Origin of the sequence: Maribacter aquivivus (assembly GCF_900142175.1) — a bacterium.
Taxonomy (GTDB): Bacteria; Bacteroidota; Bacteroidia; order Flavobacteriales; family Flavobacteriaceae; genus Maribacter; species Maribacter aquivivus.
Window position 1 is genome coordinate 242,619 of record NZ_FQZX01000003.1, and the last position, 25,541, is coordinate 268,159.

The 25,541-nt window shown below is 34.0% G+C and carries 22 protein-coding genes; 16 read left to right on the forward strand and 6 right to left on the reverse strand.

The features are described 5' to 3' along the window. The 3 genes from BUC31_RS16720 to BUC31_RS16730 all read right to left on the reverse strand — a co-directional run bounded on the left by BUC31_RS16720 (position 1) and on the right by BUC31_RS16730 (position 4,090). Positions 1–657: a 3'-5' exonuclease gene (locus BUC31_RS16720; protein ID WP_073246401.1), complete on the reverse strand. Its 657-nt coding sequence runs from the start codon at positions 655–657 to the stop codon at positions 1–3. Next, on the reverse strand, positions 657–2,576 hold the full coding sequence (locus BUC31_RS16725) for a DUF294 nucleotidyltransferase-like domain-containing protein (protein WP_073246403.1): 1,920 nt from the start codon (positions 2,574–2,576) through the stop codon (positions 657–659). The genes BUC31_RS16720 and BUC31_RS16725 overlap by 1 nt, the downstream gene beginning before the upstream one ends. A gap of 89 nt (positions 2,577–2,665) precedes the next feature. Further along, entirely contained in the window at positions 2,666–4,090 is a 1,425-nt protein-coding gene (locus tag BUC31_RS16730) for an L-serine ammonia-lyase (RefSeq protein ID WP_073246884.1), read from the reverse strand. A 186-nt stretch (positions 4,091–4,276) separates the two neighbouring features. Between BUC31_RS16730 and dnaK the strand changes: the two genes are divergently transcribed. Next, positions 4,277–6,178: a molecular chaperone DnaK gene (gene dnaK, locus BUC31_RS16735; protein ID WP_073246405.1), complete on the forward strand. Its 1,902-nt coding sequence runs from the start codon at positions 4,277–4,279 to the stop codon at positions 6,176–6,178. 102 nt (positions 6,179–6,280) lie between these two features. Then, positions 6,281–7,210 (forward strand): hypothetical protein, encoded by a 930-nt coding sequence (locus BUC31_RS16740; protein ID WP_073246407.1) that lies wholly within the window; start codon positions 6,281–6,283, stop codon positions 7,208–7,210. Between the two features lie 2 nt (positions 7,211–7,212). Here the strand turns inward: BUC31_RS16740 and BUC31_RS16745 are convergent, their stop codons facing one another. Then, entirely contained in the window at positions 7,213–7,770 is a 558-nt protein-coding gene (locus tag BUC31_RS16745; RefSeq protein ID WP_073246408.1) for a GNAT family N-acetyltransferase, read from the reverse strand. Beyond that, a complete protein-coding gene (locus BUC31_RS16750; protein ID WP_073246410.1) occupies positions 7,767–8,411 on the reverse strand; it encodes an alpha/beta hydrolase in 645 nt (214 codons plus the stop codon). The genes BUC31_RS16745 and BUC31_RS16750 overlap by 4 nt, the downstream gene beginning before the upstream one ends. Positions 8,412–8,475: 64 nt before the next feature. Here BUC31_RS16750 and BUC31_RS16755 point away from each other — a divergent pair, with 64 nt between their 5' ends. From BUC31_RS16755 to BUC31_RS16795, 9 genes are all read left to right on the forward strand, one after another. Further along, positions 8,476–8,898: a PaaI family thioesterase gene (locus tag BUC31_RS16755; protein WP_073246413.1), complete on the forward strand. Its 423-nt coding sequence runs from the start codon at positions 8,476–8,478 to the stop codon at positions 8,896–8,898. Between the two features lies 1 nt (position 8,899). Further along, on the forward strand, positions 8,900–10,012 hold the full coding sequence (locus tag BUC31_RS16760; protein WP_073246415.1) for a chorismate-binding protein: 1,113 nt from the start codon (positions 8,900–8,902) through the stop codon (positions 10,010–10,012). A gap of 49 nt (positions 10,013–10,061) precedes the next feature. Further along, positions 10,062–11,813 (forward strand): 2-succinyl-5-enolpyruvyl-6-hydroxy-3-cyclohexene-1-carboxylic-acid synthase, encoded by a 1,752-nt coding sequence (gene menD, locus BUC31_RS16765; protein ID WP_073246417.1) that lies wholly within the window; start codon positions 10,062–10,064, stop codon positions 11,811–11,813. Positions 11,814–11,847: 34 nt separating this feature from the next. Continuing rightward, the gene (locus tag BUC31_RS16770) at positions 11,848–12,192 is read left to right on the forward strand and encodes a DUF2853 family protein (RefSeq protein WP_073246886.1); all 345 of its coding nucleotides are present in this window, start codon (positions 11,848–11,850) and stop codon (positions 12,190–12,192) included. Positions 12,193–12,287: 95 nt separating this feature from the next. Further along, positions 12,288–13,124 carry a CvfB family protein gene (locus BUC31_RS16775; RefSeq protein WP_073246419.1) on the forward strand — a complete coding sequence of 279 codons (837 nt, stop codon included), beginning with the start codon at positions 12,288–12,290 and terminating at the stop codon, positions 13,122–13,124. Between the two features lie 169 nt (positions 13,125–13,293). Next, the gene (locus BUC31_RS16780; RefSeq protein WP_073246421.1) at positions 13,294–13,902 is read left to right on the forward strand and encodes an SPOR domain-containing protein; all 609 of its coding nucleotides are present in this window, start codon (positions 13,294–13,296) and stop codon (positions 13,900–13,902) included. Beyond that, positions 13,902–14,810, forward strand: a complete 909-nt coding sequence (gene menA / locus BUC31_RS16785; RefSeq protein WP_073246423.1) for a 1,4-dihydroxy-2-naphthoate octaprenyltransferase — start codon at positions 13,902–13,904, stop codon at positions 14,808–14,810. The genes BUC31_RS16780 and menA overlap by 1 nt, the downstream gene beginning before the upstream one ends. A gap of 32 nt (positions 14,811–14,842) precedes the next feature. Beyond that, positions 14,843–15,607, forward strand: coding sequence for a LytR/AlgR family response regulator transcription factor (locus BUC31_RS16790; RefSeq protein WP_073246425.1), 765 nt, complete (start codon positions 14,843–14,845; stop codon positions 15,605–15,607). Between the two features lie 403 nt (positions 15,608–16,010). Beyond that, on the forward strand, positions 16,011–17,981 hold the full coding sequence (locus tag BUC31_RS16795) for a sensor histidine kinase (protein ID WP_073246427.1): 1,971 nt from the start codon (positions 16,011–16,013) through the stop codon (positions 17,979–17,981). A gap of 2 nt (positions 17,982–17,983) precedes the next feature. Here BUC31_RS16795 and BUC31_RS16800 read toward each other — a convergent pair whose 3' ends face one another. After that, the gene (locus BUC31_RS16800) at positions 17,984–18,778 is read right to left on the reverse strand and encodes an SDR family oxidoreductase (protein ID WP_073246429.1); all 795 of its coding nucleotides are present in this window, start codon (positions 18,776–18,778) and stop codon (positions 17,984–17,986) included. 45 nt (positions 18,779–18,823) lie between these two features. On the opposite strand from BUC31_RS16800, the gene BUC31_RS16805 reads away from it, so the two are divergent. The 5 genes from BUC31_RS16805 to BUC31_RS16825 all read left to right on the forward strand — a co-directional run bounded on the left by BUC31_RS16805 (position 18,824) and on the right by BUC31_RS16825 (position 25,481). Continuing rightward, a complete protein-coding gene (locus tag BUC31_RS16805; RefSeq protein ID WP_170861977.1) occupies positions 18,824–19,876 on the forward strand; it encodes an o-succinylbenzoate synthase in 1,053 nt (350 codons plus the stop codon). Beyond that, positions 19,867–20,787 (forward strand): CPBP family intramembrane glutamic endopeptidase, encoded by a 921-nt coding sequence (locus BUC31_RS16810; protein WP_073246431.1) that lies wholly within the window; start codon positions 19,867–19,869, stop codon positions 20,785–20,787. Before BUC31_RS16805 ends, BUC31_RS16810 begins: the two co-directional genes overlap by 10 nt. A 4-nt stretch (positions 20,788–20,791) precedes the next feature. Then, positions 20,792–21,862 (forward strand): AMP-binding protein, encoded by a 1,071-nt coding sequence (locus BUC31_RS16815; RefSeq protein WP_073246433.1) that lies wholly within the window; start codon positions 20,792–20,794, stop codon positions 21,860–21,862. Between the two features lie 93 nt (positions 21,863–21,955). Next, positions 21,956–24,037: a vWA domain-containing protein gene (locus BUC31_RS16820; RefSeq protein ID WP_073246435.1), complete on the forward strand. Its 2,082-nt coding sequence runs from the start codon at positions 21,956–21,958 to the stop codon at positions 24,035–24,037. A gap of 97 nt (positions 24,038–24,134) precedes the next feature. Then, positions 24,135–25,481 (forward strand): M24 family metallopeptidase, encoded by a 1,347-nt coding sequence (locus tag BUC31_RS16825; RefSeq protein WP_073246437.1) that lies wholly within the window; start codon positions 24,135–24,137, stop codon positions 25,479–25,481. Positions 25,482–25,541 lie beyond the last annotated feature (60 nt).

The following is a 25,541-nucleotide window of genomic DNA, read 5'->3' on the forward strand; positions in this document are numbered from 1 at the left end:
CTATCTAAGTAAATATTTAAGCGAGAAATTTTTCTTTTCCTTTAAGCGAGAAATGATTTTTAAAAAGGCGACTGCTGTAATATAGGCGTCGCCTAACGCTGTATGCCTATCTTTTCTAGAAATAGAAAATTTTTCAGCAAGTTCATCTAATGTATAATTAGATTTTGGTTGCACTAAGTAAGATTTGATCAGCGTTTTTTTATAGATAACCCCTGTATCTAATACTGTGTTTTTTAGTTTAGGTAAATCATTTCTTTCCAAAGCGGTGTTGAGCATTCCCATATCAAAGCCAGCATGGTGTGCCACTATGATGGCATTGCCAACATAGTCAAGAAATTTCACTAACGCCAAAACTTCACTTATACATTCTCGTTGCCCGTTTTTTAAGAGTCCGTGAACATGAACAGTTTCTTTATTAAACTTTTCTTGTTCTAAATAAATATCAAAAACCTCCTGTACGGAAATGCTTTCTTTTTTGATTTTTACAGCCCCAATTGATAGTATGCGGTCATCTTCAAAACTGAAACCTGTTGTCTCCGTATCTAATACTACAAATATTAAATCATTGAAATCTTTACTCGGAGACTCTTTAAAAAGGGAGGCGTATTTTATCCAGTAATCTGGTAGATTTTTAGGTGTTTTTTTGAATAATCCCATTACCCTAAAAAATTAGTGACCTTAAAGCGAAGTGTGATCAATTCTTGAATTTCTTTAATTGCTTTAAAGGTGCGCTTTAATTTCATTTTTTCTTGTTTGCTTAATTGTTCTAGTTTAATAAATCGTCCAGAATCATGATTAGCCAACCCTTGTCTTGTTCTAAATTTTAATAATGCCTTGGTGGCATAAGAGCACGCCAAGTATAATTCTTGGTTGTTAGGTTCAAGTTCTGCTAATTTCTCATAACGTTCCCAAGTGTTACTGATTGCTTTTACGGAATGCGATAGTATTAAAACTCGGGCAGCATCTATCAAGGGTCTTAATGCTCTGCTTTTTAAATCGAAAAAATCTTTGTGTTGCCCGTCTTGTTCTACAACAAATTTTCTAAAGAAACCTGTTGGTGACGGACTCTGTAATGCGCCATTTGCCAAATGCACTAAGAAAATAGGGTAATTCTGAACGGTTCTAAATATATGGTCAGACATGTTATCTAGCAAACTACGCTCACCAAATGCTAAACTATAATCGAAAAATATGGAGGACATCAATACCTCGTTCGGTCCTGGGTTACCAATCCAGTAAGATAGTTTGTTTTTCCATTCCTCTAGACTTAGGCACCATTTAGGGTTAGAAGCCATCATATCTGCTGGGCAGTATTCGTATCCTATAGTATGTAACCCTTTGGTTATAAGTTTTGAGAGTTCTAAAAAGTAAGTGGTCGTTTTTGGCAAATCTTCTTCTGGTACATCTTCAAATACTAAGGCATTATCTTGGTCTGTATGTAAGAGTTGCTCACTTCTACCTTGACTGCCTAAAGCCAGCCATGCAAATTTTACAGGTGGGGGGGTATCCATTTTAGCAAGTGAAATTTCTACTACTTGTTTAATACATGTGTCATTCAGTTCAGAAATTATTTTTGCAATTAAGCCTAATGGAATGTTTTGTTCCAAATACCCAGTTAAGAGTACCATCACGCTCTTTCTAATCTGCTTTATTTTTTTGATTTTAGAAGTACGTTTAATCGCTTTCACCAATACTGCAGGGTTATCACCTAAGGATACCATAACGTCATGTTTAGATAAAATACCTAATGCAGAAGAATTTGGGGTACCATCTTTTGTAATAACCAAATGGCTGATGTTACTTTTCATCATGGCCATTTGTGCCTGTGTAATCGTTAGGTTCTTTGGGTAGGTTATAACTGGAGTTGTCATTATTGATTTCACCGAAGCAGTTATAGGTTGCTCTCCAGATATTACTTTGTTTCTAAAATCTTTATCTGTTATAATACCAACTGGTAAATCTTTGCTAGTGATAAGTATGGATCCAATTTTCTTTTGAGACATGATGTCAGCAGCCTTTTTTATAGTGGTTCTTGTAGAACAGGTCACTAATTTTTTTGAATAGCTGGCTAATTGTAAGTCTGGTAATACGACCTCTTTATTAATTTCTTCTTCACCTTCGTGATCAAAGAGTTGTCCTTTTTGATTTTTAGCGTACGGATTACGGGTGTTGGAGGCAAAACTCTCCATAAGAAAAATAGTTACTTCTTCGTTCTGCTTTGCAATAGGTTTAAAAATGTCAATAGGAATTCCGTAAAGTATAGATTCTTCGTGCGCCCTAGCTTCTAGTTTGTAATTTTCATTGGCAAAAAGTGGTCGTAGTCCAAATATGTCGCCTTCATCGCAATAGTCAAGAATATTAGAATTAGCAGGATTGTTTAATGTTACCGCTCCTTTATGAACTAAATAGAAATGAGAATGCTGAGGTTCGTCTACCTTAAAAATTACACTGTTCTTTTCCTTATAAACAATAAGTACTTGTTCAGCTAACTGAAATAACGATTTGCTATCAAGAACATTAAAAGGAGGGTAGTTTTTAATAAAATCGGCTACCCTTTCAGAAATCAGATTTTTCATAAATTAAAGTTAGCTGAATATCGCCTTATAAAAAAAGGACATCCATTTATACAACTACAAATTAAAAGGAACTTCTTTTTGAAACAGATTTAACAATCACTCAAGAAAACACCAACAGCCAATCCGCCTTCAGAGGTTTCTTTATATTTAGAACTCATGTCTTTTGCAGTTTCCCACATGGTCTGTACCACCTTGTCCAAAGGAACTTTCGCTGCAGATGGGTCAGAACCCAAAGCAAGCTCAGCTGCATTAATAGCTTTTATGGCACCCATAGAGTTTCGTTCTATACAAGGTATTTGAACCAAACCTCCAATAGGATCGCAGGTGAGTCCTAGATGATGTTCCATAGCAATTTCTGCTGCCATAAGTACCTGTTCTGGTGTTCCACCTAATAGTTCAGTAAGTGCACCTGCAGCCATAGCTGATGATACGCCTATTTCTGCTTGACAACCACCCATGGCTGCCGATATGGTAGCTCCCTTTTTAAAGATACTTCCTATTTCCCCAGCAACTAATAAAAATTGTTTTACATGTTCAAAATTACCTGCATGGTTTTCAATGACCATATAATACATTAATACAGCAGGTATTACTCCCGCGCTACCGTTTGTAGGTGCGGTAACCACACGACCTAAAGATGCGTTTACTTCATTTACACTTAATGCAAAACAACTTACCCATTGCAATATTTGACGAAATTTTACTTCTGTCTGTCGTATGGTCTGTAACCATTCTTGGGGTGTAGCGTAGAGCAGGTCACTTTTTAACTTGTTGTGCATTTCAAAAGCACGACGTTTTACATTTAATCCGCCAGGTAATATACCTTCTGTGTGGCATCCGGTATACATGCATTCTAACATCGTAGACCAAATACGATTTAGTTCATAATCGATCTTCTCATCATCTCGTAAGGATTTTTCATTTTGTAATACCAGTTCAGATATTTTTAATCCTTCCTTATTACAAAAATCAAGTAACTCAGTTCCTTTCTGCACCGGAAAAGGAAACTTATTGAACATATCAACTTTGCGCTTGGCATTTTTTCGCTCCTCGCTAACAACGAAACCGCCACCTATAGAGTAGTATGTTTTTGAAATTATTCTACCAGATTTTAATTTTGCCTTAAACTTTAATCCGTTGGCATGAAAAGGTAAAAATTCTCTATTGAATATAATATGCTGTTTTGGGTTGAAGGTAATTTTGTACTTACCATCTAAATGCAAAACATGTTCTTTTTTTATTTTATTAATTAATGGGTCAATAGTTTCAATTGGTACTAATTCTGGATCGGCACCTAATAAACCTAACATAACGGCATAGTCAGTGGCATGACCTTTACCTGTTAGTGATAATGAACCATATAAGTGTACTTGAACTTCTTCAACTTTTTCGAGATTGTTTTTCGAGTTTAAACGAGCCAACCATCTTTCAGCAGCGCGCCATGGTCCGAGCGTGTGGGAACTTGAAGGACCTACGCCAATTTTTAGCATATCGAAAACACTGATACTTTCTATTTCCAAATCAATCTTATTTTAAGGCTAAGGTACAATGTTTCATACACCTATTAACTATACTAAAATGGCATAATTTTTAACGGTAGATGACGATTAATGACATCATGTCAGTTTTTCTTGCTTGGCATATTGTTTGTCAATTACTAATCGATTGTAAAATAAAGCACTTAATTTAAAACATATAAAATGAGTAAGATTATAGGAATAGATTTGGGTACTACCAACTCCTGTGTTTCTGTTATGGAAGGTAACGAGCCAGTAGTAATTCCGAATGCAGAAGGAAAAAGAACAACACCATCAGTGATTGCTTTCGTTGAAGGTGGTGAGATCAAGGTAGGTGACCCAGCAAAAAGACAAGCTGTTACTAACCCAGAAAAAACCATTTATTCTATTAAAAGGTTTATGGGTAACAAATATTCAGAGTCAAGTAAAGAAGCTGAAAGAGTACCTTATAAGGTAGTAAAAGGTGATAATGATACACCTAGAGTTGATATAGACGGTCGTTTATATTCTCCACAAGAATTATCTGCAATGATTCTTCAGAAAATGAAGAAAACTGCAGAAGATTATTTAGGTCAAGAAGTTACTCGTGCTGTAATTACTGTACCTGCATACTTTAATGATGCGCAAAGACAAGCTACAAAAGAAGCTGGTGAAATTGCAGGTTTAACTGTAGAGCGTATTATCAACGAGCCAACTGCTGCGTCTTTAGCGTACGGTATGGACAAAAAAGATACGGAACAAAAAATAGTAGTATTTGATTTTGGTGGTGGTACACATGATGTATCTATCTTAGAATTAGGTGATGGTGTTTTTGAAGTATTAGCTACTGATGGTGATACTCACTTAGGTGGTGATGACGTTGATCAAAAAATTATTGATTGGTTGGCTGATGAGTTCAAGTCTGAAGAAGATATGGACCTTAGAAAAGATGCAATGGCGTTACAACGTTTACGTGAAGCTGCAGAAAAAGCTAAGATTGAATTATCATCTTCTGCACAAACAGAAATCAATTTACCGTATGTTACAGCTACTGCTTCTGGACCTAAGCACTTAGTAAGAACTTTGACAAGATCAAAATTTGAGCAGTTAATTGCTGACTTGGTAAAAAGAACTATTGAGCCATGTGCTAGTGCAATGAAAGCAGCAGGTTTAAAAAATAGTGATATTGACGAAATTATCTTAGTTGGTGGTTCTACAAGAATACCTGCAGTACAAGAGGCTGTTGAGAAATTCTTTGGTAAGAAGCCTTCTAAAGGAGTTAACCCAGATGAGGTTGTAGCGGTAGGTGCTGCAATACAAGGTGGTGTTTTAACAGGTGATGTAAAAGACGTATTGTTATTAGATGTTACTCCGCTTTCTTTAGGTATAGAAACTATGGGTGGTGTAATGACAAAATTAATAGAGTCTAACACTACTATTCCTACTAAGAAATCGCAAGTATTCTCTACTGCATCTGACAATCAGCCATCAGTTGAGATTCACGTATTACAAGGTGAAAGACCAATGGCACCTGACAATAAAACAATTGGACGTTTTCATTTAGATGGTCTTCCACCAGCACAAAGAGGAACACCTCAAATTGAAGTAACTTTTGATATTGATGCTAACGGTATCATTAAGGTTTCTGCAACTGATAAGGCAACGAACAAAACTCAGGATATTCGTATTGAAGCTTCTTCTGGTTTAACTGAAGAAGAAATCAAGAAGATGAAAGCTGAAGCTGAAGCAAATGCTGAATCTGATAAAAAAGCGAAAGAAACTGCAGATAAGTTGAACGAAGCAGACGGAATGATTTTCCAAACTGAATCTCAACTTAAAGAATTTGGAGATAAATTATCTGACGATAAGAAAAAACCAATTGAAGATGCTTTGGCAGAATTAAAAGCTGCATTTGAAACTAAAGATTTGGCTGTTATTGCACCTGCTTTAGATAAAATCAACGAAGCTTGGAAAGTTGCATCTGAAGAGATGTACAAAGCGCAAGCTGACGCACAAGGTGGTGCTGCTCAAGGAGAGCCAACTGCTGATGGTGGTGCTTCTGAGGGTGATAACGTTGAAGACGTTGACTTCGAAGAGGTTAAATAATATAACTTTAAGTTGTTATAGAAAAGGGACGGTATATACCGTCCCTTTTTACTTTTATATGATATTCTTTTATCCCTATTATTAATAAAGTAATTTTGCAGTATGACTAAGAAATATCATTTTATTTTTTTAACGGTTTTTATAACAGCTTTTTCTATTGTAAGAGGACAAGAAATTCAAATCTTTACCCTTGAGGATTTTGACTTAATGGGAGATGTGAAATCTTGCTTGGTCAGTACTGATTATGGTAAAGAAGAATATGACTTTAATAAAAAGGGGTTCTTAACAAAGTCAGTTACGAGATACAATGACCAAGATTATGATGCTGTATATTACAAGTATAAAAATGACGATCTTTTAGAAAAGCGCTCAGAATCTTATAGAAATGGCGTTTTTGATGCAAGTACTTCTATTGCACATTTTTACGAAATTGACTCTACCGATAATTTAAAAATACAAGAACGTATTTTTTCATATGAAAAAGAGTTTTTAGATGAGTATATATATGGCTATGATGAGTTTGGTGATTTAATAAGCATTCAACGAATTAATAATAACGGTACAGATGTTACCCTTGTAGAGCACAAGAAGTTTAAAGGAGAGAACACTGTTACTTATCTATTGAATGATGCTCCTGTAAAATCTATTCGTACATCTACGCTAAAACCTATTAACAAGGCTGCTCAAAGAATTGTTTTGACCAAAGAGTATTTAAATGGTGAAGAGAATGATGCGTTTGAAGAAGTGTATACCATGGATGGTAGATTAATGGCGCAACAAGAATTTGAATATAATTCGAAATTGAAAAAATTTGAGCCCACCACACGTACTAGTTATGAATATGATGAAAAGGGTATGCTAATTTCTGAAATAGCAAAAAGAGGTGCTGGTATTATTAAGAAAGAATATATTTATCAATACGATAATTCTGAAGTTGGTAATTGGATCAAACAGATTGTAACGCCTGACAATACTTATACTACTAGAAAAATTACCTATTACCCCGCTGAAACTAAAGTTATTAAAGAGTAACACTATTTTTGATTGCTTAGCCATTCTTCTTTCAGAAGGCCGTAACAACAGGTATTTCTTTTAAAACCATTTAGCAAGTAAACATCTTTACGTAGCATACCTTCTAAGGTGCAGCCTAATTTTTCAACTGCTTTTCTTGATGCCATATTTCTTTCATCTACACGGAATTCTACTTTTTCAAAATTCATAGTATTAAAAGCATATGCTAGCATCAATTTTTTCATTTGGGTGTTTAACCCGGTACCTTGAAATTCACGTCCGATCCAAGTAGAGCCAATATGTAGGACTTTGTTTTTTGAATTTATATGCATAAAACGGGTGCACCCTGCAAATGCGTTATTCTTTCTGTCATAAACAATAAAGGGTATACTAGTGCCAGCTTTTTGCTGTTCTAATGCAGTTTCCACATAGTTTTTTAAACTTGTAGGTGTTGCAATATCAGAAGGGGAGTATTGAACTAATTTATCTTGTGATGCAATAGAAATAAGCTTTTCATAATTGTCTATTGTCAGCGGACTCAATATAACTCGTTCATTTTCTAAAGTTGGTGTGTTGTTCATTCTGCCAATTTATTTATAATTTCTTTTTTCACCTCGTGTCCGCCATCAAAACTTAAATATTGAATAGTATCGCCAAAAAGAATTTTAAGTTTGTTGTTCTCTTCTATTAATTTATCTGGAGTAAGATATTGATCCTTGTTTCCAAAAACCGAAACAATCTCAATATCCTTTTTTAAATGGGTAAAATCTGATTTTTTTAATTCTGTGGGTACTCCGCCTGCATAAAGAATCAATTTTGAGCAGTTCAATTTAGAATAAGCTAAGTAACGTAAAGCTATAGAAATGCCTTGTGAAAATCCGAAGAAAACAATTTCAGAATTCGTTGGTAAGTTTTCATGTGCCATAACAGCATCTAAATAATTGTAAAGGTTAGCTGTTTCAAGTGCCGTGTTTTCTTTTGTTAACCAACTTGCGCCTACATGCTTATATTCATTTTTTAAATAGTATTTAGAAGGAGCTTGTGGGGCAATGATATAATTTTCATTCTTAGGTAACTCGTTGAAATATTTAAGAAAGAATCGACTTAAGAAGCCAATACCATGAAAAACAACCCAAACACGTTTTGTTTGACTAGTTAATTTATTTAAAGTCTCATAGGTATTGGTAGTTTTATAAGTGACATTTTTTATTTGGTTCTCCATTAATCTATCATTTCGGTTCGGCTTTTCTGTTGGTAATGTAATGCTTAATTTTACAAAAAAAAGGATGAACGACTACAAAGAAAAAATTCTGAAGATTTGTAACGAAACTTCTAAGAATACCTTGATGGAAACCTTAGATATTGAATACATAGATGTAGGAGAAGATTTTTTGTTAGCCAAAATGCCTGTAACACCTAAAGTACATCAGCCTGACGGTGTTTTACATGGTGGTGCAACGGCTGCATTGGCAGAAAGTGTAGGTAGCGCGGCATCTTACGTTTTTTTAGACGGTAATAAGTACTTTGTTAGAGGATTAGAAATCTCTGCAAATCATGTTAAAAGTGTAAAAGAAGGATTTGTTTTTGCAAGAGCCACAATCTTACATAAAGGTAGAACTACCCAATTATGGGAGATTAGAGTGACCAATGAAGATGATCAATTGGTTTCTCTTTGTAAATTAACCACTATTACATTACCTAAAGCATAATATGGTTCAAGAACTTTTTGATCGAGCTGCAAATTGCTTGAAAGAGCAGTTACCTTTTGTATTGTATAGCAAACCCAATGAGACAGAATTGGTTGGTGTTTTTCAAAATAACGATACCATTCATAAGGTTAATGATTTTACTGAAACCGGATTCGTTTTTGCTCCGTTCGATTTGAATTCAGATGCTATATTATTGAAAATGGATGCTGTAGAAAAGGTTCCTTTAAATTTGCTTCATGAGATTTTGCCTATAGAGAGGGATTCACCTAAAAATAACACTGAAGAAAAGGTGAGATATGTCAAATTAATATCGAATGCTATTAATCACATCGATGAAGGTGATTTCAATAAAGTAGTTTTGTCAAGGAAGATCGAAGTTGATTGTAAAGACGATTACTTTGAAATATATCAACGAATTCTAAACGTATATAAAAAGGCATTCTGTTATTTCTGGTATCACCCAAAAATAGGAACTTGGATGGGTGCTACGCCAGAAATTTTAGTTAAAAGCAACGGTTCTCAATTTACAACAATGTCTTTGGCAGGTACTCAGAACTCTGTAGGTAATGATGCTCCAAAATGGGAAGAAAAAGAATTGCACGAGCAACAATTGGTTACCGACTATATTTTTGATGCCTTAAAGGATAAGGTAATTTCTCTAAATAGTTCTGAGCGAGAATCTGTAAGAGCAGGTCAGCTTTGGCATTTACGTACAGAAATGAAAGGTACTTTTGCCCCAAATAAATTTGGTGATGTACTAAAAGCACTTCATCCAACGCCTGCTGTTTGCGGTAGTCCGTTGCAAAATGCCAAGAAGTTTATTTTAGAAAACGAACTCTATGATAGAACTTTTTATACGGGATTTCTTGGGGAACTAAATATGAAATCAGAGTTATCTAGAAATAGAAACCGAAGAAATCAAGAGAACAGTGCCTACAGAAGTGTAATGAAAACTTCAGAACTTTATGTAAACCTACGCTGTATGCAATTGTTTAAAGATAAAGCTGAAATATATGTAGGCGGTGGTATTACTGCTGATTCTATTTCTGAAAAGGAGTGGGAAGAAACTGCTTTAAAAAGCAATACCATGTTTCGTGTTCTAGACGGTAAATAGATTAGTAACTTTTGGGTAATAACCCGCTTTGGTCGTATTTTTGAACTACATGAAATACTCCGCAATACCTACCGCACAATCTATTGTTCAACATTGCCAGGCAAAGAATATTTCTAATATAGTAATATCGCCGGGATCTAGAAATGCACCGCTTACTATAGCCTTTGCGGAGAATCCTTATTTTACTTGTTATAGTATTGTAGACGAACGTTGTTCTGCCTTTTTCGCTTTAGGTATGGCGCAACAATTGCAAAAGCCGGTTGTAGTTCTTTGTACATCTGGTAGTGCGCTTTTAAATTATTACCCAGCAGTTGCAGAGGCATATTTTAGTAATATTCCGTTAATAGTTATTTCTGCTGACAGACCTATTTACAAATTGGGAATAGGAGATGGGCAAACAATTAACCAGCGAAATGTATTTGAAAACCATATAAGATATTCTGCCAATCTAAAGCAAGATGTTAATCACGCTACGGCAAAGGTTTTACAATATAAACCTGAGTGGCTTTCTGATAGAGCTGTAAATGATGTGCAACAAGAAGTGCAGAATTACAATGATGGTCAATTAAACCTTGCTCTTGAAATTGCACTGACATCTAATACTCCTATTCATATAAACGCACCTTTTGAAGAGCCTTTGTATGAAACAATTTCAGTGCCTTCTATTTCTCCGCAAATTAGTGCGATACCAGCTGATATCGATAGTGTAATTGACTTAGAGCAGCACAGAAATATTTGGAAAACTTCGGTTCGTAAAATGGTTTTAGTAGGGGTCAACACGTCTAATGCTATTAAAGATATGGTTTTGGAAAAGCTAGCTAATGATCCTAGCGTTATAGTGTTAACAGAAACTACATCGAACATTCATCATCCTAATTTTTTTAATAGTATAGATTCCTTAGTTGCACCCATAGAAATGCATGTCGATACGGAATTGGAATTCGAAAAATTGAAGCCAGAGGTATTGATCACTTTTGGCGGACTCATAGTTTCTAAAAAGGTAAAAGCATTTCTAAGAAATTATACGCCAAAACATCATTGGCATATTGGTGGTCAATTTGCAAACGATACTTTTTTCTGTTTAGAGGAACATATTAAAATTTCGGTTAATGATTTTTTCAGTGAAATGTATTTAGACGATACGAATCTAAAAAGTGAGTATTTTTCTCATTGGAATAAGATAAAAGAGAAATATGAGCTTAAAAGAAATGATTATTTAGAAGAGATTCCGTTTTCAGATTTTTTAGCCTTTAATCATATTTTAGCAGCTGTACCTGATGATTATATGTTGCAATTGGCAAACAGTTCTACTATTAGATATACTCAGTTATTCAATGTTAACCCTACACTAAAAGTGTTTTGTAATAGAGGTACAAGTGGCATAGATGGTAGTACATCTACTGCAATAGGTGCATCTTTGGCTAGTAGCTCACCTACACTTTTTATAACAGGCGACCTTAGCTTTTTCTATGATAGTAATGCGTTGTGGAATAGTTACTTAAAGCCTAATTTTAGAATTATTGTTGTTAATAATAATGGCGGCGGAATTTTTAGAATACTTCCAGGGAAGGAGAATTCTAATGTTTTTGAAACCTATTTTGAAACCAGACATACCTTATCGTCAGAGCATCTTTGTGCTATGTATGGTTTCAATTATTTAAGGGCAAATTCATCTCAAGAACTTGAAGAAGAATTAAGTACGTTTTTTGATGAAACCGATCGTCCGCAATTACTGGAAATTACTACGCCTACATTAAAAAACGATAAAATTTTGATTGATTATTTTCGTTTCATATCTTAGTGGTGTATTAACCATTAATTATAACACATTTAACATGAGTAAAAGAGACGATTTAATCGAAAAGTATGCTGCGGACATCAAAGATAAATTTGGTGAAGATGCAGATATGGACTTGCTTAAAAAAGTAACTGTTGGTCTAGGACCATCTATTTACAACATCGATGCTTCTAAAGTATCTGGTAGTGATCAAAAAGAATTGGATACTGTAAAGAACAATTACTTGATCAAAAAGTTAGGTCTTCCTGATAATGCTAAATTAGATGAAGCACTTGCAACTGTTATGGACAAGTACGGTTCTTCTAACAGAAACAAGCATAGAGCTGTTATCTATTACAAGCTTTGTCAACATTTCAAAAAAGCATCTGTTTACGATAAATAGTCAGATGTCTAATAAATTAAAGACCGTTACCATTTTTGGTGACGGTCTTTTTTTTTACGTTAAGATTATTAATATTTAAAATGTAATTTTGCAACATGATAGAATTAGGACGTATAAACAACCTTGAGATTTTAAGAGACACTAGTGTTGGACTCTTTTTGGGTGATGAAGAAGGAAATGATGTATTGTTGCCAAATAAATATGTACCAACAACATATGAAATAGGAGAGAAAATTAAAGTTTTCTGTTATTTAGATTATGATGAAAGACCAGTTGCAACTACTTTAGATCCAGACATTATGCTTGGTGAGTTTAGGTTATTGCAAGTAGCTGAGGTTAATGAGTTTGGTGCGTTTATGCAATGGGGTCTTGAGAAACATCTTTTAGTTCCTTTCCGTGAGCAACGTGTTAAGATGAAAGAAGGACAGTGGTATGTAGTTCATTGCTATTTAGATGAACGTTCTGGTAGATTGGTTGCTTCAAATAAGTTGGACAGATTTTTAAGTAATGATACTATTGATCTTAAAGTATGGGAGAAGGTAGATTTAGTTGTTACCAGACAAACCGATTTAGGTTGGGAGGTTATTGTTAATGAAAAGCACAAGGGGTTAGTTTACTTTAACGAAGTTTTCAAACCAATTAATATTGGAGACGTTATACCTGGCTGTATTAAGACCATTAGAAAAGACAATAAATTAGATATTTCTCTTCAGCCATTAGGTACAAAGGTTTTGGAACCTGCTGCTAATAAAATATATGAAGTGTTGGTAGAAAGTGGTGGTTTTTTAGGGCTACATGATAAGTCTGCACCAGAAGAAATAAGAGATGTTTTTCAAATGAGTAAGAAAACATTTAAAAAAGGTTTAGGAACCTTATATAAAGAAAGAAAAATAAAAATTGAGTCTGATGGTATCAGCCTTTTAGATGACTAAATAAAAATGTAGGAATATTATTTTATATTTGATTTTCAACAGAATATCTCAAATAATCATCGTGTTTATTGTGATAAGTTACTTTTAATTTTATTTTTGTATCAATTAAAAAGTTATTAACAATTTTTAACTTACTTTTAGATTTTAAGCGTAAAAATTACCCCTGTATATGCCCTTTATAGAAGAAAGCGATTTACTAGAATTACATAAAGACGTCGATAAAGCACAAATTATCAATGAGCGTTTATTAGATCAAATAAAATTCAAGAACAAAGAATTAAAAAAGAGTAAGATTCAGCGTAATATTTTGGCAGGAATCACGGGTCTTTTTTTAATTGGCGGTTTGGCATTTACTTCATTTACTGCTGGTCTGTCAAGTTCAGGTGGTTTTAATAGAAAAGCTTCTAATGATTTAGTATTAACTTCTATAGATAGTGTAGATGCTATTAGAACTCGCTTAGAAAGTTTAAAAGAACAGAATGAAGAGCTAAGTCTTGTTAAAGAATTTTACCTAGCTAAAGAGTTCTTACAGAAAGAAAAAATATATTCGGTACAAGTAAAATCTTTCGTTGATAATAATGTCACTTTGGCTTCTGAAGCTTTAACAAATACGCTTTTCGTTAAAACCAATCCTTTTTACTCGTATTCATTAGGTAATTTTGAGACTTTAGAAGAGGCGCAATCGTTTAGGAAACAATTGGTAGATATTGGTTTTGGTGATGCTTTCGTAGCTTCTTACCAAGACGGTAAAAGAATTCAAATAGAAGATCCTTTTTAGTGACAAAAGTTAAAGCTTGGCTAAACGCAGCAAGACTTAGAACGCTTCCCTTATCAATTTCAGGTATACTTGTAGGTACTGCTATGGCAGCTTATCATGGGGTTACGAATGTTAGTATTTTTATTCTAGCAATCTTAACAACCATTGGTTTACAGGTTACCTCTAATTTTGCAAATGACTATGGTGACGGTGTCAAAGGTACTGATGGTGACGATAGGGTAGGGCCAAAACGAGCCCTGCAAAGCGGACTTCTAACTGCAGCGCAGTTAAAATCTGGTATCTATATCAGTATTGTAATAAACGCAATTCTCATTGTAGCTTTAATCATTACTTCTTTTGGTTTACAAGATATTCTATATCCTGTTTTATTCTTATTACTTGGTGCGTTCGCTATTTGGGCAGCGATTAAGTATACTGTAGGCAAATCTGCTTACGGGTATAACGGTCTTGGAGATATTTTTGTTTTTATATTTTTTGGACTGGTCAGTGTTTTAGGTTCTATGTTCTTGTATCTGAAGGCAATATCTTTTATGACCGTGTTGCCAGCAGTTTCTATAGGCTTATTAAGTGTAGGTGTTCTTAACCTTAATAATATGAGAGATATAAAGTCTGATGCCGCAGTTGGTAAGAATACAATGGTGGTTAAAATGGGGTTGCCAAAGGCAAAAAAATATCATTACACACTGTTAATTATATCGTTTTTGTGTCTGTTTTGTTTCTTACTTACAACAAATGGATCACAAATACGTTATGTATGTCTTGCAGGCTACCTTCTGGTGTTTATTCATTTAAGAAAAGTAGCTAGCACGAATAACGAGGCAGAACTTGATCCAGAGCTAAAAAAATTGGCTTTAAGTACCTTTTTTATCGCCTTGTTGTTTTTTATTAGTTATTATTATTTTTTGTAATTTTGAGTATAACCCACAAACCAATTTAAACCTTGGAACAACCCATAAAAATTCTAATTGTTGAGGATAATGTGATCATCGCTGATGATATGCAATCTATGCTAGAGGAAATAGGATATGAAATAGTTGACAACGTAATTGTATACGAACAGGCTGTTGAAGTTTTAAAAACCCAACAGGTAGATTTAGTTCTAATTGATATCATTTTAGCTTCTGATAAAACGGGTATTGATTTGGGTAAACACATTAGAGAGAATTATGATATTCCTTTCATTTTTGTAACATCGAACTCTGATCGTGCAACGGTTGAAAATGCTAAAACAGTGAAACCAAACGGTTATCTGGTTAAACCATTTGAACAACAAGATTTATATACTTCTATAGAAATTGCATTATCTAACTTTATTTATGGAAAACAGACTGCGGCTAATAATGGGGCTGCAAACGCTACCAATACGGAAGACGTTGCAATGTCTAATTCAATTTTAAAGGATTCTATATTCGTTAAGAAGCAACATCTTTATTATAGAATACAATTTGGTGATATTCAATTTATCAAAGCTGATAATGTCTATTTAGAAGTAAATACTGTAGATAAAAAGTTTTTGGTGCGTTCACCATTAAAAGATTATTTAGAGAAGTTACCACAGAATAAGTTTTATAGAGCTCATAAGTCATACATTGTAAATGTAGATCATATTGATGCTATCAATTCAAAAGATATTATGATCAATAATACGCTGATCCCAATCTCTAAAGATTTTAAAGAGTTTATAATCTCGGCTATGAATTCCTAATCCGAGTTAGCATATAAAAAAAACACCTTTTTAAGGTGTTTTTTTTTGCTTTTACCTCAGATGAAATGTAATTATTCATCGATAAAGTGTATCTTTTTACCGTTGAAATACATGGTTATGTAGTCTAAAATCGTTTCACTACAATAATTGAGGGTTACACAACAAATAATCCTAATACGTATGGCTTATTTATAATTTTGAAATATTAGAAATTGAAAGGCTTTTTGTCTAGAACCTTGTTTTGAAACTAAAATATGCTTCAATTTTTAATGAAATAGTAAAAAGTACGTAGAACACGCTTTTTGGGCTTTAGGTTATTTGAAAATCATTTAATGAGGGCTCACAACAAAAATTTAGTAGAATCGGGTATAAGTTATAAGTTTGATTCTGCTTTTATTGAGATATGAAAAAACATTTTATTTTGAGATTAATGTGCACTTTGATTTTTAGTGTATATACGTGCCTTGGTTTTGCGCAAGACGATGTAGAAACTCAGAATGAAGATTATTACGAACAATTTCAAGATTTAGAGAACGGTGAACTACGTTCGTTCTTCTTTTTTAATACTCCCAACCGCTACAATCAGAATTCTCCGTACGATTGGTTAGATACTGTAAAGGTTTATTTAAACAGTTCTGAAAAAACAAAAGATTCAATTTCTATACGAAACTACCAACTTATAGAATCTCAAATTTATTATGATTTGGGTAACTACGAGAGAAGTTTAGCAATTGCAAGACCACTTTATGATAATATATTAAAATTAGATGTAGAGTCTAAGCAGACCATTCTAAGCATATTAGATAACAATTATGCTATGCTTGAGTTGTATGACAAGCAAATAGAGATTAGAAGGGTAAAACGTGAATTAGGATTAACTGATAACGTTGCCTTTTATGATATTTACGCGAGTTTAGGTCAATATAGAAAGGCTATGCGTGATTACATGGTCGAAGAGAAAAAGGTGCTTAAAGATGACGACTACTATGGTCAGGCTATTTATAACAACACCATTGGTAATTATTTAAGATTAGATAAGTCTACATCAACTGCATTGAGTTATTTTAAGAAAGCAGAAGGACTTATAACGGTTTTTCTAAGTGATGTTACCAACCAGCATTCCGATAAGGAAATTGCAGATGGTAGAATTCTAAACGGATTGATTATAGGTAATATTGGTAAAAGTCACGTGCAATTAGGTGAATATGAAAAGGCTATTCCGTTTTTAGAAGAGAGTAGAGAAATCATCAAAAAATATAATAAAAGTAAATTTTCTTCTGATATTATTGAGAATACACTTGCCTTAGCAGAATGTTATTTGAAATTAGATGATTACGCCAAAGCCACAGATTATTTAAGTGACGACCTTAACCCTATTAAATCTGCCAATATTTTAAAGCGTAATAGAATTTATGCCGATTACTATTTTAAAACTGGCGATTTTAAAAATTCTACAGTTTATCTTAAAAAGAATATCAGAATTAGAGATTCTATTGATGCGTTGGAATCTAATATCAAAAACCAACAATTGACTTCTGTTGTTGCTCAAGATTTAGAGAATTCTAGAAAAACAATGGAGCACCAGAAAGCTCAGTTAGAGGAATCTAGAAAAGATATTAAGGCTAGAGATGATAAAATTAGTTTGGTGTTTGTATCCTTGATATTTACACTTATTGGTTTTGCAGGTTTAGTATACGCTTACTTAAAGAGTATCAAAAACCAACGCTTAATTGCCGAGCAAAAATTTATAATCGAAAACTCATTGGTAGAGAAAGATTCTCTGCTAAAAGAAATTCACCATAGGGTTAAAAATAACCTACAAATGGTTTCTAGTTTATTGAGTTTGCAAACTAAAAATACCCGTAGCAAGGCGGCAATTGCTGCATTGGAAGAAGGAAAGAGTAGAGTGAAGGCAATGGCTTTAATACATCAGAAATTGTATCAAAATGATGACTTATCGGTTATTGAGATGCAAGGGTATATTGAAAGTTTGATTAACAGTATTCAGTCTGTTTATAAAAAAGGTGGGCATAGTATTAATATTACTATTGATGCCGAAGGTGTAGAATTGGATATTGATAGGGCAATTCCGTTTGGTCTTATATTAAATGAATTGGTTTCTAATTCTTTTAAATATGCTTTTCCTAATGATGATAGCGATGGTAAAATATACATTCATTTACGAAAAATAGCAGGGCAAGAAGGCTTCTTTGAGTACACTGATAATGGTATTGGTTTACCTGAAGATTCAGATGAACGAGCAAGTTCTTCTATGGGTATTCGTTTAATGAGTAGATTGGCAAATCAACTTCAGACTTCATTGAAAACTGATAAAACACAAGACGGAGTTCGTTTTTGGTTTAATTTTAAATAAGGTTATCTAACCTTACTTTTCATAACCACTTTATGTAGTAGTTTAGGGAAGAATCTTTTAAGGTAAATTCCGAATTTCTCTTTTCCACCGACATAAGTTTCAAATCTTTTCTTTTTAATTGCAGAGATAATTTCTTCTGCACAATCGTTAACAGGCATTCCATTTTTCGTGGCATTATCTTCTTTTTGTAAAGCAGACCCATCACCGGTTAATGCATTTTTAGCAACGTTGGTTTGTATAAATCCAGGGCAAATTATCGATACATTGATATTGTCTTTCTCATGTTCCATACGTAGGGCGTCAAAGAAGCCATGCAGTGCATGTTTTGCACCACAATAACCCGAACGATACGGAGAGGAAAATTTACCCATTAAACTGGTAACGGTAACGAAATGCCCTCCTTTTTGCGCTATGAAATAGGGTAGTAGGTGTTTTGTTAGTTTAATGGTACCCAGATAATTAACATCAACCATTTGTTGATACACTTCAAAATTAGTGTCAATGATAAGTGAACGTTGACTTAGTCCGCCATTATTAATCAAAATATCTATTTTTCCGTAGATTGATATGGCTGTTTCAGTGATGCTTTCTAGCGAATCAAATGCTATTAAATCTAAAGGAAGGATTGTTGCATTTTCAGGAAATTTACAATTACTTTTTACTTTTAAAAGAACATCCGCTCTTCTTGACGAAAGTATAATTTTAGCTCCAAGTTCGTTTAACTGATATGCTAAAGCTTCTCCTATTCCAGAAGATGCGCCTGTTACCCAAATCACCTTATTTTCTATACTAGCCATTCCGTCGTATTTAAACTCAAAATATAGTTAAATTTGTGCGATATTATGAAGGCAACATTTAAAAAGTATCTCCTAAATTTTAAAAACCCTAGCGGAACTTCTAGAGGAATTCTTCGAACCAAAGAAACTTGGTTTCTCTTTTTAGAAGATGAAGGAAAATGGGGTGTTGGTGAATGCGGACTTTTTAGAGGTCTTAGTTTTGATGATGTTCCCGAATATGAAGATAAATGTGCTTGGCTAGCGCAAAACATCAATTTGGGTGAAACCGAATTACTGCAGCAGTTACAAAATTTTCCAAGTATTCAATTTGGTCTAGAGCAGGCTTTTATATCGCTGCGTTCTAAAAATCCTTTTCATCTTTTCGAATCTACTTTTTTAAATAACCAAAAACCCATATCAATTAACGGTTTGGTTTGGATGGGTGATAAGGAGTTTATGCATCAGCAAATAGAAGATAAGCTAAAGGATGGTTTTTCTTGTATAAAAATGAAAATTGGAGCAATTGATTTTGATACTGAAATATCATTGTTAAAATCTATTAGAGCTCGTTATTCAAAAGAAGATATCGAATTACGTGTAGATGCCAACGGAGCATTTTCTCCACAAGAAGCTTTATCCAAATTAGAAACGTTATCGAAACTTGATTTGCATTCTATAGAACAACCTATTAAACAGGGGCAAGTGGAAGAAATGAAATTACTCTGCAGAAATTCACCTTTGCCTATTGCTTTAGATGAAGAATTAATTGGTGTGGTAGATGTAACAAAAAAGGCAGCGTTGCTACAAACTATACAACCACAATATATAATTTTGAAGCCGAGCTTGGTTGGTGGTTTTGCAGGAAGCAGTGAATGGATTTCTATTGCAGAAAAGAATACTATAGAATGGTGGGTAACGAGTGCATTAGAAAGTAATATAGGCTTAAATGCCATTGCGCAGTGGACGGCAACATTGGGTAATGAAATGCCGCAAGGGCTAGGGACCGGATCTCTTTTTACGAATAATATTGAGAGTCCGTTAGAAGTTGATAATGGAGGCTTGTTTTATAACAGCTCTAAAAAATGGAATACAAATTTAATTGAAAGTATATGTATATAGAACAAGGGTATAAAGGTGATTTAGGTTTATGGAAATATTTAATTATTCCCGGTTGTTTTATTGGGTTTATGATATTGAATTATATCGCAATAATACTGTCACCAGTTAGTGTAGAGGATAGTATGGCGCAAATGATAGCTAGTTTAGGCTCTAATCTTGTATTGATTATTTTACTTGTTCCATTGGCTGTAGGTCTATTTGTAGTGCTTGGATGGACAAAATTAGTGCATTCTCAAAGTATTACTAGTTTAACGACTTCCAGAAAAAAAATAGATTGGAAAAGAGTTTTTTTTGCATTTGGTGTTTGGGGATTGATAACAATAGTTTTAACTTTTATAGGTATTTATTTATCTCCTGAAGATTACCTTTTTAATTTCAAGTTGATTCCTTTTCTAAGTTTGGCTTTGATTGGAATAATTCTAATTCCTTTACAAACTAGTTTTGAGGAGTATTTATTTAGAGGTTATATTATGCAAGGGTTGGGTATTGCTACAAAAAACAGATGGGTGCCTTTAGTTGTTACTTCTGTATTATTTGGATTAATGCATTTGGGAAATCCTGAAGTAGAGAAACTGGGTTATGGTATTATGATATACTATATAGGTACTGGTTTTTTTCTTGGTATTATAACCCTTATGGATGAAGGTTTAGAACTTGCTTTGGGTTTTCATGCCGCTAATAATTTAATTGGAGCGTTATTATTGACTGCTGATTGGACTGCTTTTCAAACTGATTCATTGTATAGGGATGTATCTGATCCAATTTTGGGTTGGGATGTCTTAGTGCCAGTATTTATAGTTTTCCCTATTCTATTATTAATCTTTTCAAAAAAATATGGCTGGACCAACTGGAAAGAAAAATTAACAGGAAAGGTGTTGTCTGAAGAAGAATTTCTGAAACTAGATAATTAGTACAATGTATAAAGCTTCAGTACACCCAAGTTTTTCAATTCATGGCAGGCCTATTTCTTTTGCCGATTTATCAGAGGTAAGCTATAGCTTAATTAAGGAAGGCGAAGAATTCGAAAAGAACATTGGTGAGTTCCTTTTAGATTGGATAGATGATTCACCTACAATTTCGGTACAGACCTCTGGTTCTACGGGTATTCCAAAAACCATTGTTTTAAAGAAAGTACAAATGGAGAATAGTGCTTTGGCAACAGGTAGCTATTTTAATCTATCACCAAAATCTTCTGCTTTATTATGTTTGCCTGCCACTTATATTGCTGGTAAAATGATGTTGGTTAGGGCTATGGTTTTGGGCTTAGATATTCATTTTGTTGAACCTACTTCAAATCCGTTAGAAGATATAAATAGGTCTTTTGATTTTGGAGCAATGGTTCCCTTGCAAGTTGCTAATTTACTACCTAAGCTTTCATTGTTACATAAGTTGATTGTTGGTGGTGCTCCTATTGCTGCCTCTTTAAGAAAGGAAATAAAAAGTATAGCCAATGCTAGTTATGAGACCTATGGTATGACAGAGACCATAACGCATATTGCAGTTAAGCCCTTGAATAATGGTGTAGCAGATGATGCGCCTTTTTCTATTTTACCAAATATTGAAATATCTAAAGACGACAGAGGTTGTTTAGTAATTAATGCACCAAAGATTGCTGATGAAACTGTGGTCACTAATGATGTCATTGACTTGGTTTCGGAAACTGAGTTCAAGTGGTTAGGTAGATTTGATAATGTAATTAATTCTGGCGGAATTAAACTTAGTCCGGAGCAGATAGAGTCTAAACTTTCAAATAGTATAGACCAGCCTTTTTTTATTGCTTCTTTACCAGATACAAAACTAGGGGAGCAGTTAGTCTTGGTTTTAGAAGGTACCGTGAAAGAGAAGGATGTATTGCAGAAAATTGCCTCAAGTACTCTTTTATCTAAGTATGAAATACCACGCCAAATTAAAAACATTCCGGTATTCTTACGTACGGATAGCGGAAAGGTTAAGCGGAAAGAAACCATGACCTTACTGAAGTCATAACTTCCCTCATTCTAAAGTACCCTTCCCTCATTTTTCGTTTTTTAAACGCTTCTTTCTTAATAGGTTTATTGCTCAAACTTTAAACCAATTATTATGAAAAATGCAACTTTCCTATTCTTTCTGCTCAGTAGTATGCTGTTGTCTTCGCAACAAGTTAAAATTAATGGTACTGTTTCTGATCATTTAGGGGATCCTATGCCTGGTGTAAATGTTAGGGAGAAAGGAACGACCAATGGTACACAGACAGATTTTGACGGACATTATGCTATAACAGTATCAGAAGGAGCTGAATTAACATTTTCGTATATAGGCTGTAAGAATATGATCGTAAAGATCAGAGATTCAGTGGTTGTTAATGTGTCACTTGAAGAAGATCTTCAAATGTTAGAAGAAGTGGTTGTAACTGGGTATGGTATTCAAAAGCGTCGTCATGTTACGGGTTCAGTTGCAATGATTAATATGCAATCTCCTAAATCCAATATTAGTAGAACCTTACAAGGTAAAGTAAGTGGTATAAATATTCGTGGTTTGGGTTCTGTGGAAGATAAAAATGTTGGAACTAAAATAAACAGCCCTCTATATATTGTAGATGGTGTACCTATTCAAAAGCAATATAATTCAATTGTTCAAAGATTTAAAAGTGAAGATATTAATAGTAGAAAAGAACTTAAAGCTTCTGAAGCTAAGAGGTTGTATGGTCAAAATGCTAAACACGGTTGTATCGTAATACAAACCGTAAATGGTAATTATGCTATTGAAGAAGATGAGAATTATGCACGAATTACTGAAAATCAGTTTCAGAATGTTGCCGTAAACCCGCTATCAACTTTTTCAATAGACGTTGATAAAGCAGCGTATAGCAATATTAGAAGATTCATTAATAACGGAAAAGAAGTTCCGGTAGATGCAGTTAAGATTGAAGAAATGATTAATTACTTTGATTATGATTATCCACAACCTACAAATGAACATCCTTTCTCTGTAAACACAGAGGTAGCACAAACCCCTTGGAATGTAGATATAAAATTAGTGCGCATTGGTTTGCAGGGTAAAGAATACTTGAATGAAGAATTACCGGCATCTAATCTTACTTTTCTAATAGATGTTTCTGGTTCTATGTCAGCAGGCAACAAATTACCGTTATTAAAATCCGCTTTTAAACTATTAGTAAATCAGTTAAGAGAAAAAGATAGAGTTTCTATTGTAGTTTATGCAGGGGCAGCCGGTGTTGTATTAGAGCCTACATCTGGTAACAATAAAGAGAAAATCATGAGCGCTTTAAATAATTTAGAAGCTGGCGGTTCTACAGCTGGTGGAGCAGGTATTCAATTAGCTTACAAATTGGCAGAGAAACATTTTAAGAAAACTGGTAATAATAGAGTGATATTGGCAACCGATGGTGATTTTAATGTTGGGTTGTCTAGCGATAAAGACATGGAAGATTTGATTGTTGAAAAACGAGAATCAGGAGTGTTTCTTTCTGTACTAGGTTTCGGAATGGGTAATTACATGGATTCTAAGTTGGAAACTTTGGCAGATAAAGGGAACGGAAATCATGGTTACATAGATACCATGCAAGAAGCTCAGAAGTTATTCGGGAAGGAATTTGGAGGTACTTTATTTACCATTGCTAAAGATGTAAAATTACAGGTAGAGTTTAACCCTAAGAAAGTGAAATCTTATAGATTGATTGGTTACGAAAACAGATTGCTGGCAGATGAAGATTTTATAGATGATACCAAAGATGCTGGTGAATTAGGAAGCGGACATAAGGTAACTGCGTTGTACGAGATTGTTGAAGTAGGTGTGGCAACTGACTATGTTAAAGAAACATATGACTTAAAGTATACTGAGGTTGTATCAGGAGATAAGTTCTCTGATGAGTTGTTCACTGTAAAATTTAGATACAAAAAACCTGATGGTAATAAGAGTATAGAGTTGGTTCATGTCCAAAATTCGAATACTCAAGAGATGTCAAAAGATTTTCAATTCTCTGCAGCTGTTGCTTTATTCGGTCAGCAATTAAGAAAATCTACTTTTAATAATAAAGCTTCATTAAATGATGTCATTGTATTAGCAGAGAACGGTAGAGGTGAAGATAAAAACGGGTATAGAGCTGAATTTATCAGATTGGTTAAAAGTATAAATGAGAAATTAGTAACAGACAACTATTGAATTTAACTAGAATGTAAAATTCTATTGATTTTAAAGGAATAGGGTATTTCTAATGTGTGTTATTTTGTATTTTCAAGGCTTAAACCAAACAACACTCATGAAAAAACTATTCCTTTTTGTATGCCTAATTTTTATAGGGGAAATTAACGCTCAGCAAATTCTAAATGAAAAAGAAAGAGCGCAGGTGATTGATGAAATATTAGACGACCGTTTCAATAATTTGTTGCCTGAACTTATGGATGCCGCAGATTTAGATATGTGGGTGGTTATCTCAAGAGAATATAATGAAGATCCAGTAATTAAGACAATGCTTCCGGCTACGTGGTTGAATGCGCGTAGAAGAACTATTCTTTTGTTTTATAGAGATAAGGCGAAGAATACTATAGAGAAGTTGGCTGTAGCCCGTTATAATGTTGGTAAGAATATAGTTTCTGCCTGGGATAAGGAGAAAGAACCAAATCAGTGGACCCGATTAATGCAGTTGATATCCGAAAGAAATCCGAAGAAAATCGGACTTAATTATTCTACAGACCACAATATTGCAGATGGTTTGGTAAAAACAGATTATGAAGAGTTCATGGCAAATCTTCCAAAAAAATATTCATCTAAAGTAGTTTCTGCACAAGAACTTGCTGTTCGTTGGATCGAAACAAGATCTGAACGCGAAATGGTTATTTATGACCAATTGGTAGATATTACACATGATATTATTGCAGAAGCTTTTTCTGAAAAAGTAATTACACCGGGGGTGACAACAACATCTGATGTAGAGTGGTGGATGCGTCAAAAGGTAACTGACTTAGGGCTTGAAACTTGGTTTCATCCAACAATCGATGTGCAACGAAGTAAAGAAGAATTGGTAAGTCATTTATATTCATTCTCTGGTAGGCCAGAGGATACGGTAATTCTGCCTGGCGACTTAGTGCATTGCGATTTTGGAATCACTTATTTACGTTTAAATACCGATTGCCAAGAGTTAGCCTATGTCTTAAAACCAGAAGAAACTTCTGCACCAAATTATTTAGTCAAAGGACTTAAAGATGGTAACAGATTGCAAGATTTTTTGACATCTAACATGATCAAAGGTAGGTCTGGTAATGATATTCTAGCAAAATCATTAAAGGAGGCTAAAGCAGCAGAATTAAAACCATCTATATATACGCATCCATTGGGTATGTATGGTCATTCTGCAGGTACTACTATTGGAATGTGGGATTCTCAAGGTGGCGTAATGCGTGACGATGGTGAAAACTATCCATTAAATCCAAATACGGTTTATGCTATAGAATTGAATACTACTATTACTATACCTGAATGGAATAGAGATATCAGAATTATGCTTGAAGAAGCTGGTTTTTATGGTGAAGATGGGTTTAGATATGTTAATGGGCGACAGACAGAACTTTTATTAATTCCACGTGTAAAAGGGCATCAAGGTAATTGATTTTTGATATGTAGGTTTGTTTATTGCTTATGTAATAAAATTCTTATTTATTTTTAAGAT

What these genes read in the sequence shown, in the direction of transcription:
- BUC31_RS16800 (WP_073246429.1), bottom strand. Translation starts at nt 18,778, where the DNA reads ATGGCTAGTATAGAAAATAAGGTGATTTGGGTAACAGGCGCATCTTCT.
- BUC31_RS16725 (WP_073246403.1), bottom strand. Translation starts at nt 2,576, where the DNA reads ATGAAAAATCTGATTTCTGAAAGGGTAGCCGATTTTATTAAAAACTAC.
- BUC31_RS16740 (WP_073246407.1), top strand. Translation starts at nt 6,281, where the DNA reads ATGACTAAGAAATATCATTTTATTTTTTTAACGGTTTTTATAACAGCT.
- BUC31_RS16760 (WP_073246415.1), top strand. Translation starts at nt 8,900, where the DNA reads ATGGTTCAAGAACTTTTTGATCGAGCTGCAAATTGCTTGAAAGAGCAG.
- BUC31_RS16810 (WP_073246431.1), top strand. Translation starts at nt 19,867, where the DNA reads ATGTATATAGAACAAGGGTATAAAGGTGATTTAGGTTTATGGAAATAT.
- menD (WP_073246417.1), top strand. Translation starts at nt 10,062, where the DNA reads ATGAAATACTCCGCAATACCTACCGCACAATCTATTGTTCAACATTGC.
- BUC31_RS16745 (WP_073246408.1), bottom strand. Translation starts at nt 7,770, where the DNA reads ATGAACAACACACCAACTTTAGAAAATGAACGAGTTATATTGAGTCCG.
- BUC31_RS16770 (WP_073246886.1), top strand. Translation starts at nt 11,848, where the DNA reads ATGAGTAAAAGAGACGATTTAATCGAAAAGTATGCTGCGGACATCAAA.
- BUC31_RS16720 (WP_073246401.1), bottom strand. Translation starts at nt 657, where the DNA reads ATGGGATTATTCAAAAAAACACCTAAAAATCTACCAGATTACTGGATA.
- BUC31_RS16815 (WP_073246433.1), top strand. Translation starts at nt 20,792, where the DNA reads ATGTATAAAGCTTCAGTACACCCAAGTTTTTCAATTCATGGCAGGCCT.
- BUC31_RS16750 (WP_073246410.1), bottom strand. Translation starts at nt 8,411, where the DNA reads ATGGAGAACCAAATAAAAAATGTCACTTATAAAACTACCAATACCTAT.
- BUC31_RS16755 (WP_073246413.1), top strand. Translation starts at nt 8,476, where the DNA reads ATGAACGACTACAAAGAAAAAATTCTGAAGATTTGTAACGAAACTTCT.
- BUC31_RS16805 (WP_170861977.1), top strand. Translation starts at nt 18,824, where the DNA reads ATGAAGGCAACATTTAAAAAGTATCTCCTAAATTTTAAAAACCCTAGC.
- BUC31_RS16820 (WP_073246435.1), top strand. Translation starts at nt 21,956, where the DNA reads ATGAAAAATGCAACTTTCCTATTCTTTCTGCTCAGTAGTATGCTGTTG.
- BUC31_RS16775 (WP_073246419.1), top strand. Translation starts at nt 12,288, where the DNA reads ATGATAGAATTAGGACGTATAAACAACCTTGAGATTTTAAGAGACACT.
- dnaK (WP_073246405.1), top strand. Translation starts at nt 4,277, where the DNA reads ATGAGTAAGATTATAGGAATAGATTTGGGTACTACCAACTCCTGTGTT.
- BUC31_RS16780 (WP_073246421.1), top strand. Translation starts at nt 13,294, where the DNA reads ATGCCCTTTATAGAAGAAAGCGATTTACTAGAATTACATAAAGACGTC.
- BUC31_RS16825 (WP_073246437.1), top strand. Translation starts at nt 24,135, where the DNA reads ATGAAAAAACTATTCCTTTTTGTATGCCTAATTTTTATAGGGGAAATT.
- BUC31_RS16795 (WP_073246427.1), top strand. Translation starts at nt 16,011, where the DNA reads ATGAAAAAACATTTTATTTTGAGATTAATGTGCACTTTGATTTTTAGT.